Raw genomic sequence first — 14218 nt, forward strand, 5'->3', positions numbered from 1 at the left:
TTGTATCGCCTTTTTAAGTTTAGTTTAACAGGATGTTAATTCAATGCATCAAAAGTTTTATTTATTTTGCACATTTGTTAGATAAATCTTACACTTACAATCTGGTCAGGCCAGACACCATGCGGGCTGTATCGAAGTAACAATTTTTATCGCACCAGTGCAATGGATAAATTTTCAGCGAGAAAACAAAGTTTCCACGGTTTTGCTTTTAAATTGTTTCAACTTACCTATAATAACCACCAAATACTTATTCACTCGTTCTTAGTAGGTTGTAATGGATCAAAATAAAGAATTGAAAAAAGCAGGGCTAAAAGTCACTCTGCCTCGCCTTAAAATTTTACAAATTCTGCAAGAGCCAGAAAACCAACACATCAGCGCTGAAGACGTTTACAAAATCCTTATCGAACAGGGTGAAGAAATTGGTCTTGCTACCGTGTACCGCGTGTTAAACCAATTTGATGATGCAGGCATTCTTAATCGCCACCATTTCGAAGGTGGAAAATCTGTATTTGAAATCAGTCACAAAGATCACCACGACCACCTTGTGTGTTTGAAGTGTGGCAAGGTCATTGAGTTTGAAGATGACATTATCGAAGAACGCCAAGAGATGATTGCAAAGCAACACAAGATGAAGCTAACGCATCACAGCCTTTACTTATACGGTGAGTGTACAGACGGTAACTGCGACAACTTACCTGAATAAGTAACAGTTTTATTCTAGCAAAAGGCCCGCTTTAAGCGGGCCTTTTTTCGTTACGCTTTAAACTTATATGCGTGGTAAGCCTTAATTGCTTTCTCCCACACGTCACCCACTTCCCCTGTGCCAATAGGTTTTCCGTCTACTTCAACTACCGGGGCAACTTCTTTGCTTGAAGAGGTTAACCATACTTCATCTGCCTCCAGCAACTCATCTTTGCTAAACCAAGTTTCTGTAACAACCAGGCCTGCCTGTTTAAATGCTTCAATTGCAATGGCGCGAGTAATACCGGGAAGAAGTTCATGGTTTAAGGGGGGCGTAGATATACATCCGTCTTTCACCATAAACACGTTGCATGAACTTGCCTCGGTTATCATACCTTCGCTGTTGTACAAAATAGTTTCGTTAACGCCTGCGTCAACACCTGCTTGATAGTGCATTACATTGCCTAACAAGGATGTGGATTTGATATGGCAGCGTTGCCACCTTTTATCCTGTTGAAGCGCAACTTTGAAAGGCCTTGCTTCAGATTTTTCTGTGGGCTGTGGTGGCGCTATTTCAAAAGCAAACCCGAATACCGTAGATGCTATATTCTTAGGGTATGCATGAAAACGTTTTGTATCGGTGCCACGGCTTACGTGGAAATAAACACCAATGTTTCCGCTTTCTATAAATGCTTTGTTTTTTTCGACCAAGCTGGTCAAAATGTCTTGCCATTCTTCTGCTGAATAAGGGTTAGCGATTTCAATAGCTTTAAGGCCTTGCGCCATACGCGAAGTGTGCCCCTTGAAGCCTACTGCGCTACCAGAATACGTTGGAATGACTTCATAAATACCATCACCAAAAAGGAAGCCTCTGTCCATCGGAGAAATTTTAGCCTCAGAAAGAGGCAAATACTCACCGTTTAAAAACGCAATCGTCACAATATTTCTCCTTGTAGTCGGCGACGCCTACTTGTCATCAGTAGCCAGTCTGCCCTTGCTTCTTCTTCATGTTGAAAAACAAAATTCACTTTTTCGCCTGGCACGGCTTGGGCCAAGCGACTTATATCACAGGGGCTTACACAGCCAAGTTTTGGATAACCCCCTAATGTTTGTCTGTCGCGCATCATTACAATAGGCTGCCCGTCGCCGGGAACTTGAATTGCACCTAAATGAATTGCCTCTGAGCGCATGTTTTCTATATCGGCTGTAACTGATTCACCGGTCAACCTAAAGCCCATGCGATCGATAGCCGATGAAACCGTATAGCTGCTTGTTTCAAACGTGCGTAAAGCAACAGCGCTAAAACTCGAAAACTGATACCCGGGAATAACCCGAATAGACTCTAAAAAACCATAGTTGTCTATGTGCTGCCGCGAGAGAGTGCGCATTCTAGCGGTGCTTTTAATTCTGCTGTTAGCTGAAATGTCGATGCAATCGCCATCTTTTAACGCGCATCCCTTACCATCCAACCCACCAAGTTGTTCGCGTACTACCGTACATGCACTCCCTACCGCTTTTGGCACATGCCAATTTCCACCTATTGCCAAATAGGCTTTGCTACCAAGTAGAGCGCTGCCAAACGTAATAGTTGCACCTGCCGGTACATGTTGGCTCTGGTATGTTGCTTTAACGTTTCCATCTACATCGAGTGAGGGCTCCCTGCCAGTTACCGCAATAATACAATCTTCATCAACCCGTAATCGCATTTCACCAATCGCTTCGAAGCATGGCGTACCGTCTAAATTGAAGGCTAGAAAATTGGCCCAATCATAGGCGTTACTATCCATAGGGCCTGATTCACAAAATCCATCCCGTTGTCGCCCTACCCGTCCGTTATCTATGATAAGGCTAAACAATCCTTTACTGAGTACTTCAATTCTCATCGCTCAACCTGCAATCCTGCTCTATATTCCTGTTCAGTAACTGAAACAAACCTAACCACATCACCTGCTTTTAACCGCGCTTCACTTTGCTCATTTTTATGAATGAGCATGTCGAATGCCGTAAGCCCCAATAAATTCCATCCTCCAGGTGATTCACTGGGGTAAACAGCAGTTTGCCTGTCAGCGATTGCAACCGCACCTTTAGGTACGCGTTTGCGCGGTGTGCCTAGTCGCGCACATTTGAGCGCTTCTGGTATATCACCCATATAGGCAAAGCCCGGAGAAAAACCCACTGCGTATACTTTATAAGTCGTGCTAGTGTGCAATTCGATAATCTCTTCAATAGACAGTGACGTTTTCTTACTCACTACACTTAAATCACTTGCATTAGGCGCACCGTACCAAACAGGAATTTCAATCATGGCGCTACTTTCATTCTCTTTTGCTTGCAAAGAGAATGATTGCAGGCTCATGTCTTCAGCGCTTAAATTACTTATGGCACGGTATACACCGTGGCTATCAATTAATGCCATATCAAAAATAATCAACAGGCTGTCATAGGAAGGCACACACTCACGCAGCCAAGCCCACGAATCGCTTCCCTTTTTGCTATCTATCGCTGCCAGCATGTGATGACAGGCATTATTCGCGTCGTCCAGGTTTGCGCCATCAAAGTACAGAATAATGGCGTCTGCACTTGCTGTAACTATTCGCTTAATGCGACCGAAAGCTTGCATCTACTGTCCTTGTTATTTAAACGGCTGTCAGTGCTTGGTTCTGAGTACTTAGTTTTAGATATACCACTCTCAGCACAACAATGGGTAACAGCCTCTTGTATTGTTCTTGTAAAATGTGTTTTTTATGAGGCAGGTTTATAGAAATGTTCTGATTTTCTTTGCAATATTCACCGCCCCTTTAGTATCACCATGTACACACAGAGAATCCGCTTCTATTGCAAGTGTTGCTCCCGAAGCAGTCGTTACTGTTCCCGATGATATAAGTTGTTTAGCTTGAAGCAATGCGTCGCTCTCGCTTAACACGGCACCTTCGGTCAAGCGAGATTGCAGTAAACCTTCGTCGGTATAACGCCTGTCTGAAAACGCTTCAAAATACAACGGCAGCCCCCACTCTTGAGCAGCGTCTTTAAGCGCTACATTGTGCGACGTAGCCTGTACCATTAACGCAAGGGGCGAATCTGAAGACTGCATATTTATTTCCGCTATGCTTTGCATGACTGTGCGCATGACAGCTGTATCTTTCATCATATCGTTGTAAAGCGCACCATGAGGTTTCACATAGCTCACTTTAGCTCCGCAAATTTTTGCCATTCCACTTAACGCGCTTACTTGATATTGAATCATAGCGCTAAGTTCATCGGCGGCAATCGCCATACTTCTGCGGCCAAATCCCTGTAGGTCTGGATAGGCGGGATGGGCACCAATGACCACGTCATGTTGTTTAGCTGACAGAATAGCCTGCTTCATCACTAATGGATCACCCGCATGAAAACCACATGCAATGTTGGCCTGATCAATTTCTGCCATAATGGCCGATTCCACCGGCATTGACCACGCGCCGAAACTTTCACCTAAATCGCAATTTAACTTCATAATGGTTTAGCTCTTACCCTCATTCCAGTATCATGTTACCTGTTCTTTTTAAAAAGTCAGTGCTGATGATAAATATTGGAAAAATTAATACATTACGCGTGGTAGCCCAATACCCTTTTGGCTACGCTTTAGCGCCACTTGTCGAAAACAACGACGAAAACGACAGCGTAATAAAAATAGATGATGCTGAAGAGCTACAAACTGTTACGCTTGCGATTGACGAAGTAGAAACTTCGCTTACCGAAGGCCAGCAGGTAGACGTATTTGTAGCCACAGATCAGCGCGGCGATCTCTACGCCACCATGAAGAAACCTTTGATTCAAGTTGGTGAAACTAAGGTACTTAAAGCAGTATCTGCCACTAACTTTGGTGCATTTTTCGACTGGGGTTTAGACAACGACCTTTTAATGCCCAACGACTACCAGGCCCAACCTGTTAATCCAGGTATGTACTATGTTGTTCACGCCTTTTTTGATGATAAAACCCAGCGTATTTTAGGTGCTACCAAGCTCCACTATTTTCTAAAGGAAAGTAGCGCCTATCTCAACGAGGGCGACACAGTGCAATGCTTGGTTTATGCCAAAACTGATTTAGGTTTTAAGGTCGTTATCAATGAAAAAAGCTTAGGTCTTATTTTCCATAGCGATGCCTTTAAGCCACTTAAAGTCGGGCAAGCTACTGAAGGGGTAATTAAAACAATTCGAGACGACGGCAAAGTGGACGTAGCCCTTCAGCGCGTAGACAAAGGAGGCCGTGATGCACTTCAACAAGCCATTTTGGACGACTTAGAAGCTCACGGCGGCATTTCTACGCTAACAGATAAGAGTGCGCCAGAAGCCATTTACTCTCATTTCAACGTGAGTAAAGCCGCGTATAAAAAAGCGTTAGGGGCGTTATATAAGCAAAAGAAAATCACGCTTAGCCCAGATGCAGTTCGCCTTAACAAATAAACGCACATGTCACAGCTGTATTGAAGCGCTAAACTGGCCTGTCTTGCAGCTTCCTTTTTATTTTTATGACATTAGGACAAACAATGAAAGCACGTGTTTCTTGGGATCAAGATTTAACTTTTACAGGAACTACAGACAGCGGTTACAAAACGGTGATGGACGGCAGCGGTAAGGCCGTATCTCCAATGGAGTCAGTGCTGTTGGCAGTTGGTGCATGTTCAAGTATTGACGTTGTAGATATTCTTAAAAAAGGGCGCTTTAACATTGAAGCCTGTAACTGTGAATTAGAAGCTGAACGCGCTGAAGAGCCGCCTCGTGTATTTACTAAAATTCACGCGCATTACACGGTGTCAGGTGAAGGCATTAGTGAAAAGGCCCTTGCTCGCGCTGTGCAGCTTTCTGCAGAAAAATACTGTTCCGTCATGCTAATGCTAACGGGTAATGTTGAGATCACTACAAGCTATACTTTGGTTTAATAAACTATAGTAGAACCAACCTCTTTTTAGCGATTCTCGCTAAGCATTAGTAGAAAAGGCCAACCGTTTGGGTTGGCTTTTTCGTTGAAACTGTTTGTTACACTCGTAAATTATTGAAATAATTAACAATTAACATTAGTTAACATCTTTGGCATATTAGCTGCTGTATATGGTCATTATTATATAACGACAATTACGTTAGGGTTATTGACCATGGAAACTACAACGCACAGCAACACCTCTTTGTCACCATCACATTCTTTATTACCGTTTTCGCCAACATCACTCAAATTACTTGTTGGAAGCGGTATTATTGCCCTCACTCTCTCGATGACAGCATGTTCTGATGCTGATGCCATTAACGACCAAGCCAACGCCACCGAAGTTGAAGAAACCGTTTTTGCTATTCCCGTTGAAACCCAAACCATTGTTACTGGCGACATTACGTCCACTTACGATACAACCGCTATTTTAGAAGCCCGTGAAGAAGCATTTGTGGTTGCGCGAGCATCTGGAATTATCGAAGAAATCTTCGTAGAAGAAGGTGATTATGTTGAAAAAGGCCAGGTACTGGCACAGCTTGATAAACGCCGCTATGAGCTGAACTTATCAAAAGCTTTGGCTGATTTAGCTGGTATTGAAAGCGAACTAGAAAAGGTCAACAAAGTCTATTCTAAAAAGCTTATCAGCGATGACACTTACGACAAGCTCACTTCGCAATTTGAATCAGCAAAAGCATCTGTACGCTTGGCTGAACTTGATTTGAAAGAAGCAACGATCACAGCCCCAATTGATGGATACATTGCGGAAAGGAATGCCAAAGTAGGCAACCTGACTGAATCGTTCCAACGGGAGAGAATGTTCCATATCGTTCAGCAACGTAATCTTCAAGGCATTGTGTATCTGCCTGAAAATGAGCTACCTAACGTAGTGATTGGACAAGGTGCAATGCTTACCGTGGCGGCTTTAGGCGACAGAAGTATCACCGCGAGTGTTGAACGTATAAGCCCGGTCATCGATGCGACCACAGGCACGTTCAAAGTAACCTTAAAAGTACCGAACGAAGACAACAAACTTAAAGCCGGCATGTTTACCGATGTGTCACTTGAGTACGCAACACATGCTAACGCCACGTTGTTGCCTCGTAGAGCGCTAGTTACCATCGATAATAATCATAGTGTATTCGTTGTCGACAACGGCAAAGTTAAAAAAGTTGATATTTCTACAGGTTTTGAAAACAACGAAGTCGTTGAAGTTATTAATGGTTTAAACGGTAATGAAGAAGTGGTTACCGCAGGCCACCAAAACTTGAAAGACAGCGCCCCTGTTGAAGTAGTTAACAGCTAATTCGGCCCAACAAGGAACTCACACAATGCGTATTGTAGATATTGCTGTAAAGCGCCCTGTTGCCGTTAGTATGTTCACTTTTGCCGTATTGCTATTTGGTATGGTGTCGTTAGGCAGACTGTCGGTTAACCTACTGCCTGACTTATCTTACCCTACTCTCACCATTCGTACTGACTACGACGGTGCAGCGCCAGGCGAAGTCGAACAACTGGTTTCAAAGCCCATTGAAGAAGCCATTGGCGTAGTAAAAGGCGTACGTAAAGTCACGTCCACATCGCGTGCAGGCCAGTCTGACGTAGTGCTTTCATTTGCATGGGGTACTGATATGGATTTCGCGAGCTTAGAAGTGCGCGAGAAACTTGATGTATTACAACTTCCCCTTGATATAGAAAAACCAAGACTCCTTCGTTTTAACCCAAGTCTAGACCCGGTAATTAAACTGGGGCTGACGGCACAAAGCGATACGTCAGGTTTAAGCGTAGCGCAAATGAAGCGATTACGTTTATATGCCGAACAGCAGGTAAAACGAGCTTTAGAGTCGGTAGAAGGTGTGGCAGCCGTGCGCGTTGGCGGTGGTTTAGAAAACGAGATACACATTCTTATCGACCAGCAGAAAGCCAGTCAGCTGTCTATTCCTATTACCCGTATTATTGACCGGGTAAGTGCTGAAAACATTAACGCGGCGGGCGGTCGAATTGATAACGCAGCCCAGGCGTTTTTGGTCAGAACCCTCAATCAGTTTGAAACGCTTAGCGATATAGAAAACCTGTTTATTGGTCGTTTTGAAGGCAAAAACATCCAGCTTAAAGATATTGCCACGGTAGAAAGTGCGTATAAAGACCGTGATGTGGTAACGCGCTTTAACGGCAATGAAGGCATTGAAATTGCCATTTATAAAGAAGGCGATGCTAATGCGGTTAACGTTGCGCAAAAAGTGGCTAACCGGTTAAATGAGGTCAACAACAACCTGCCTTCTAACTACACGCTTAGCGAAATTTACGATCAAAGTGTGTTCATCAAGCAAGCCATAGACAACGTGAAGTCAGCGGCAGTGATGGGCGGTATTTTAGCCATGTTAGTGCTGTACCTTTTTCTTAAAGACTTCTGGGCTACCGTTATTATCTCGGTTTCTATTCCGGTATCAGTAATTGCTACCTTTAATCTAATGTATGCCAACGACATAAGCTTAAACATGATGAGCTTAGGTGGTATCGCGCTGGCTGTTGGATTATTAGTAGATAACAGCATTGTTGTGCTTGAAAATATCGATCGCCATAAAAAATTAAAAGTGGCTGGGAGTGATAACGCTATAGCTAATGAAAAAACGACGGCAGAAGCCACAGACACTGAGGCATCTGCCGCCAGTGAAGGCACAAAAGAAGTCTCTGGCGCAATTGTGGCTTCGACACTGACCACTATGGCCGTGTTTGTGCCGCTAATATTTGTAGAAGGTATTGCAGGTCAGCTGTTTAAAGATCAAGCGTTAACCGTGTCGTTCGCTTTGGCAGCATCGCTTGTTGTTGCGCTCACACTTATCCCTGCGATGGCACATAAGAAGAAAAAGCAACAGCTAGACCACGAAGATGTGTTTACTACACCAGCGCCTACCCCTCCTACGTCGACGTTTGGCAAAGTTATGTATTACGTTACCCTGCCAGTTCGTTGGGTATTCAGACTTATCTTTGTATTTTTACCTGCAGCTTTGGTCACCTTGGTGATTGGCGCTTGGCATATCGTCAGCAAATTACTGAGCGTTGCCTTTAAACCACTTATCTGGGTATTTAACAAAGGGTTTGACCTTCTCGCTTCTGCTTATGAAAAACTGCTGCGCGTAAGTCTTAAAGCCAAAGCGCTGGTGTTAGCTACTGCCTTTATTCTTGCTGCTGGCGCGATAATGCTTGTACCAAAACTAGGTATGGAACTTATTCCTACCCTGTCACAAGGAGAATTTTCGGTAGAAGTTACCCTCCCTGCGGGCTCGCCACTAGCGCGTACCGACGCTATTATCAGCGAGCTTGCTGCGGTTGCAGTAAATAACAATGATGGCGGCGAAACCAAGGTGCTTCGCACCTATGCCATGTCTGGTACGGGTAGCCTTATAAGCGCCGCGCCTAATCAGGGTGGCGATCATTGGGGCCGCTTAAACATTGTCATGCAGCCTTCGGCGACAGCTGCCGATATGGACGCGGTAAAGCGTGCCCTTCGTGATTACCTAGCCTTTAAACCTCAGGTTCAGGCAACGTTTTCAGAGCCTGAGCTTTTTAGCTTTGCATCGCCTATTCAAATTGAAATTGCGGGTTACGACCTTAATCAACTACAACAGTATGGCGACGCCATTGCGACCAAACTAGCCAGTTTTAATAATTTTGCAGACGTAACGACCAGCATTCGTGACGGAAACCCAGAGCTTAAAATAGCCTTCCATCACGCCAAACTTGCTCGCCTTGAGCTTGATGCATCAACCGTTTCTCAGCTTATTGCGGCCAAAGTAGGTGGCCGTGTCGCTACACAGTATAGTGTTGAAGACAGAAAGGTAGATGTGCTAGTAAGAACCCAAGAAAACCAGCGAGATGACATCGCCAGCGTGCGCGCCATTGTTGTTAATCCAGGCTCTGCGCAACCTATTCCATTAAGTGCAGTTGCAGACGTGTACATGAGTGTAGGTCCTAGCGAAATCACCCGCGTTGGACAGCAGCGTGTAGCGCTGGTATCTGCAAATTTAGCCAAGGGTAAGCTTGATGAAGCAGTTGCCGTTGCTAATAAAGTCATTGATGAAACCCAACTTCCTCTATCTTTAAGTGCAACAGTAACTGGACAAAGTGAAGACATGCAAAGCAGCTTCCGTTCGCTACAGTTTGCCCTAGCACTTGCCGTGTTTATGGTGTATTTGGTTATGGCGTCTCAGTTTGAGTCGCTGCTGCACCCTCTGCTTATTTTATTCGCAGTGCCGCTAGCTGGCGCGGGTTCTGTGTATGGATTGTGGCTTACCAATACGCCGCTAAACGTGGTGGTATTTATCGGTTTGATTATGCTGTGCGGTATTGTAGTAAACAACGCTATTGTATTAGTTGACCGTATAAATCAGTTACGCCGTCAAGGAGTAGATAAAGACACCGCTATTCTAGATGCTGCAAAGACCCGCCTGCGCCCTATTGTGATGACCACACTTACTACGGTACTAGGTTTATTGCCTATGGCGTTTGGTTTTGGTGAAGGTGCTGAAATTCGCACGCCAATGGCCATCACTGTTATTTACGGCCTTCTGTTTGCAAGCTTGCTCACCCTCATTTTACTGCCAGTGCTTTACAGCCTGTTCGACGTGAAGAAAAACGTTGCGCAGAAAACGTCTGTTAACACTAATGCGGGCTTTAGTGACGAAGGAGCGATGTCGAAAGGAGGTGTACTATGAGTACACCTTCTCACAACGCTAATAACAGTTCTGAACCCCATACTGAAAAGCGCCAAATAGGTGAACCGAATCAACGCGAGACAGATATAGCTTCACAGCCGCACCTTTCAAAAATTGCAGGTATAGGCGCCTCGCTTGCACGCTTTGCGTTAAATAAGCCCGTTACCATCGGAATGCTGTTTTTGTCTATGTTGCTGTTCGGTATTGTATCTGGCCGCTTATTACCCCTTGAAAAGTTCCCTGGGATTGATATTCCAGAAATGGTAGTGCAGATCCCCTACCCTGATGCAACGCCTGTTGAGATTGAAACCATGATCACCCGTCCGGTTGAAGAAGCTGTTGCTACCATGTCGGGGATAAAGCGATTAAGGGCACGGTCGTACGACAACATGGCTGAGGTCATAGTAGAGTTCGATTGGGATGAAAACCTTAAAGCCAAAAGTATTGAAGCGCGGGAGAAGATTGACGCTATTCGCCACGAACTTCCTGACGATATAGAGCGGATCATGGTGTATAAATTTAACACCAACGATATGCCTATATTTCAGCTTCGCGTATCGAGCGACCGCGACTTATCAAATGCCTACGACTTGCTAGAACGCAACCTTAAGCGTCCGCTAGAGCGAGTTCCGGGTGTATCGAAAGTTGAGCTATACGGCACCATGAAGCGTCAAATTACTATTCGCTTAGATCCTAAGAAAATGGCGGCCTACCAAATAGACGGTACACGCTTAGAGCAGCAGCTTCTAAACGCAAACTTCTCGCTAACCGCGGGCTACATGTACAATAACGGTGAAAAAATTCTGGTTAACCCAGCTGGCGAATTTACCGATGTAAACGATTTTAAAAATATGTGGGTTACTCGCAGCGTTCGCTTGTCTGATATTGCCAGCGTGACTTACGAGCTCCCTCAACGCAACGAAGGACGTCATTTAGATCGCACCTTTGCGGTAGGCTTTAACGTATTTCGCGAATCGGGCAGCAATCTTGTAGAAGTTTCCGACGCGGTAATGAAAGTTATCGAAAAAGCCAAGGAAGACCCTGAGTTTACAGGCATTAGTTTATTTGTAATGGACGACACCGCGAAAAGCGTAACTTCGTCGCTGAGCGATTTGCTAAACGCTGGCCTTTTAGGTGCGTTACTTTCAGTTATTGTGCTGTACTTATTCTTGCGCCAGCTTACCACCACCTTAATCGTGGTGCTTTCTGTACCATTCTCAATTTGTATTACCTTAGGTGTGATGTATCTATTAGGTTATACACTCAACATCTTATCGTTAATGGGCCTCATGCTAGCGGTAGGTATGCTGGTAGACAACGCCGTGGTGATCACTGAAAGCGTATTTCAAGAACGCCAACAAGAGGGAGACATTAAGCGAGCCACCCAGATTGGTGTAAACAAAGTCAGTCTTGCAGTCATTGCCGGAACTGCAACCACGGCAATAGTGTTTTTACCTAATATTATTGGGGTAAAAATAGACGTGACTATTTTCCTAGAGCACGTTGCTGTGGCTATCTGTATATCTCTGTTCGCGTCGCTTTTCATTGCTAAAACACTTATTCCCTTGCTGACAACTAAGGTAAAGATCCCTGTTGTAAAAACGCCTAAAACACCGTCCTACATAAAAGGCTATGGTCGTGCGCTTAACTGGATGTTGAAACACCAGGGCGTAACTTGTGTTATTGCTCTGCTTATTCTCGCGTCGACCTTTGTGCCTATGCAGGTGGTTACGTCTGACGATGAGGGTAACGACAACCAAGAGCGTATTTGGCTTAATTACCATGTGACGCAAAACTTCACTCTAGAAGAAGTGGAAAAAACAGTCGATAAAATGGAAGCATATCTTTATGAAAACCAAGAACGCTTTCATATTAAGCAGGTGTATACCTATTTTACTGCCGGCCATGCGGTAAGTGGTATCACGCTTAATGATGAATTGCCCGTAAGTGTAGGAAAAATCAAGGAGGATATTCGTGAAAACATGCCTTCATTTGTGCGTGCTCGCCCCTCTTTCCAGTGGGATAGCGGCAACGGTGGTGGCGTTAGAGTAACGCTGTTGGGGGAATCTTCAGAAACCTTGCTCACTATTTCAGAGCAAATCATTCCTATTCTTTCCACCATAGATGGGTTGGAAGATGTAAAAGCCGACACGGGATCTACCCGTGATGAGGTTCAAATACGCATAGACAGAGAGAAAGCAAACCGCTTTGGCATACAAGTAAACGATGTGGCTAAACTTATCTCTACGGCACTACGCGGCAGTAATTTACGTACATTCCGCTATGGTGACGCCGGAGAAGTGGCGGTGCAGCTTAAGTTTGGCAGCGATATTCAAGCCTCGCTAAGCGAACTTAAGAACATCAATATTGGGTTTACGCAGGGTCAATCGGTAACGCTGAACATGATTGCAGATTTCACTGTGGTGCCACAGCTTTCGCAAATTAACCGCAACTATCGTCAAACAGCGCTAGCTATTGGTGCAAATCTAGAGGGTGAAACCACCACCGAACAAGCTCGTGAACGCATAGAAAAAGCATTAGCTAATATCGAATTGCCGACAGGCTATAAGTGGACGCTAGACGGTAGCTTCTCTCGCCAGGATGAAGCCAATGCCGTAATGCAAATGAATATGCTATTAGCGCTTTGCATGATATACGTTGTGATGGCCGCGCTGTTTGAATCGCTAATTCTTCCAACATCTGTAATTACGTCACTACTGTTTTCCTTTACAGGTGTTTTTTGGGCATTCATGGTTACAGGCACATCTATGTCTATCATGGGGATGATTGGCATGCTGATTCTGATGGGTATTGTGGTTAACAATGGCATCGTATTGGTAGACAGAATTAATCAGCTCATCAATGAAGGTCTGTCGCTGTATGACGCAGTAATTGAAGGGTGTATGACACGTATCAGGCCTATTCTGATGACAGTAGCCACTACAGTTCTAGGGCTTATTCCACTTGCGATGGGGAGTACTCGAATTGGCGGCGACGGCCCTCCCTACTCGCCAATGGCCATTGCAATCATTGGTGGGCTGGTGTTCTCAACACTAACCAGCTTGTTCTTAGTACCACTTGCTTACGTGTTGCTACTAAAGCTTAGGTTTAAAACCCAACGTTTGTTTAAAACCAGTAAAGCGCGTGTAGCCACGTATATTAAAATCGCTAATTAAGGCGCATTTTAAAGCAAAAAGTAAGACAAAAAGCGGGTCTAGTTTTCACCATTTACGTCAACGTGATTGACGATGAGTGCAAGCTAGCCCGCTTTTTCTGGATTTATCGTAACCGCAATCAACGCCTTAGCTACGCGACGTTAAGTATTCGTGTACCGCATCTGCGTGACGCTCTTCAGAAAACTTGATAAGGCTGCTTCCATTACATGTTAGGCCTTCTTCAGACGTTACCATGCGCAATACTTCACGTTGGCTAGCGCCAATACGACCCACGTTACGTGAAAGGCTAGAACGAAGAACTCTTACATCATCGTTGATTATTGCTTTACAAAAACCTGCAAACTGGGTTTCACCAACGAAGCGAATGTCTTTTTGTGGTGCTGCGGCAGTTGCGTTAACGCTAAATGCTACGGTTGCAGTTACAGCTAGCACTTTTACCGCGTTGGCTAGTTTCGATTTAACTGGTTTCATGTTTAATTCCTCAATGTGTAGATAAAGGCTTTAATCAAGTTTGTGGCAAACTCTTAGTTTTTGGTTGAACAAAGCTGAACAATCAACAATTCGCTCAACGCCATTTATTTATGCATCAAGAATCAAAACTTTTCTGTTGAATGATTGTGTAATGGGGGTAAATGTGTGGTAAATCAGTTTGTTACACCATTGTTACTAGGCTAAATCACTGTTTT

The 14218-nt window shown here is 44.5% G+C and carries 11 protein-coding genes; 6 read left to right on the forward strand and 5 right to left on the reverse strand.

Going from position 1 to position 14218, the window contains the following annotated elements:
- Window positions 1-274 precede the first annotated feature (274 nt).
- A complete protein-coding gene (gene fur / locus KUL49_RS11865) occupies window positions 275-703 on the forward strand; it encodes a ferric iron uptake transcriptional regulator (protein WP_014949741.1) in 429 nt (142 codons plus the stop codon).
- A gap of 50 nt (window positions 704-753) precedes the next feature.
- Here fur and KUL49_RS11870 read toward each other — a convergent pair whose 3' ends face one another.
- The 4 genes from KUL49_RS11870 to KUL49_RS11885 form a co-directional block, all read right to left on the reverse strand.
- The gene (locus KUL49_RS11870; RefSeq protein ID WP_131137409.1) at window positions 754-1620 is read right to left on the reverse strand and encodes a D-amino acid aminotransferase; all 867 of its coding nucleotides are present in this window, start codon (window positions 1618-1620) and stop codon (window positions 754-756) included.
- Window positions 1617-2564, reverse strand: a complete 948-nt coding sequence (locus KUL49_RS11875) for a biotin-dependent carboxyltransferase family protein (protein WP_039225493.1) — start codon at window positions 2562-2564, stop codon at window positions 1617-1619. Before KUL49_RS11875 ends, KUL49_RS11870 begins: the two co-directional genes overlap by 4 nt.
- Window positions 2561-3301 (reverse strand): 5-oxoprolinase subunit PxpB, encoded by a 741-nt coding sequence (gene pxpB / locus KUL49_RS11880; protein ID WP_131137410.1) that lies wholly within the window; start codon window positions 3299-3301, stop codon window positions 2561-2563. Before pxpB ends, KUL49_RS11875 begins: the two co-directional genes overlap by 4 nt.
- 135 nt (window positions 3302-3436) lie before the next feature.
- Window positions 3437-4174, reverse strand: coding sequence for a 5-oxoprolinase subunit PxpA (locus KUL49_RS11885; protein WP_131137411.1), 738 nt, complete (start codon window positions 4172-4174; stop codon window positions 3437-3439).
- A gap of 65 nt (window positions 4175-4239) precedes the next feature.
- Here KUL49_RS11885 and KUL49_RS11890 point away from each other — a divergent pair, with 65 nt between their 5' ends.
- The 5 genes from KUL49_RS11890 to KUL49_RS11910 all read left to right on the forward strand — a co-directional run bounded on the left by KUL49_RS11890 (window position 4240) and on the right by KUL49_RS11910 (window position 13532).
- Window positions 4240-5124: a S1 RNA-binding domain-containing protein gene (locus tag KUL49_RS11890; RefSeq protein ID WP_131137412.1), complete on the forward strand. Its 885-nt coding sequence runs from the start codon at window positions 4240-4242 to the stop codon at window positions 5122-5124.
- Between the two features lie 83 nt (window positions 5125-5207).
- On the forward strand, window positions 5208-5600 hold the full coding sequence (locus tag KUL49_RS11895) for an OsmC family protein (RefSeq protein ID WP_014949747.1): 393 nt from the start codon (window positions 5208-5210) through the stop codon (window positions 5598-5600).
- A 213-nt stretch (window positions 5601-5813) separates the two neighbouring features.
- The gene (locus KUL49_RS11900) at window positions 5814-6947 is read left to right on the forward strand and encodes an efflux RND transporter periplasmic adaptor subunit (RefSeq protein WP_014979512.1); all 1134 of its coding nucleotides are present in this window, start codon (window positions 5814-5816) and stop codon (window positions 6945-6947) included.
- A 25-nt stretch (window positions 6948-6972) separates the two neighbouring features.
- Window positions 6973-10356 carry an efflux RND transporter permease subunit gene (locus KUL49_RS11905; protein WP_131137413.1) on the forward strand — a complete coding sequence of 1128 codons (3384 nt, stop codon included), beginning with the start codon at window positions 6973-6975 and terminating at the stop codon, window positions 10354-10356.
- On the forward strand, window positions 10353-13532 hold the full coding sequence (locus KUL49_RS11910) for an efflux RND transporter permease subunit (RefSeq protein WP_131137414.1): 3180 nt from the start codon (window positions 10353-10355) through the stop codon (window positions 13530-13532). The genes KUL49_RS11905 and KUL49_RS11910 overlap by 4 nt, the downstream gene beginning before the upstream one ends.
- Before the next feature lie 126 nt (window positions 13533-13658).
- Here the strand turns inward: KUL49_RS11910 and KUL49_RS11915 are convergent, their stop codons facing one another.
- Entirely contained in the window at window positions 13659-14003 is a 345-nt protein-coding gene (locus KUL49_RS11915; RefSeq protein ID WP_131137415.1) for a DUF3718 domain-containing protein, read from the reverse strand.
- Between the last annotated feature and the right edge of the window lie 215 nt (window positions 14004-14218).

This window comes from Alteromonas sp. KUL17 (assembly GCF_006538305.1).
GTDB lineage: Bacteria > Pseudomonadota > Gammaproteobacteria > Enterobacterales > Alteromonadaceae > Alteromonas > Alteromonas macleodii.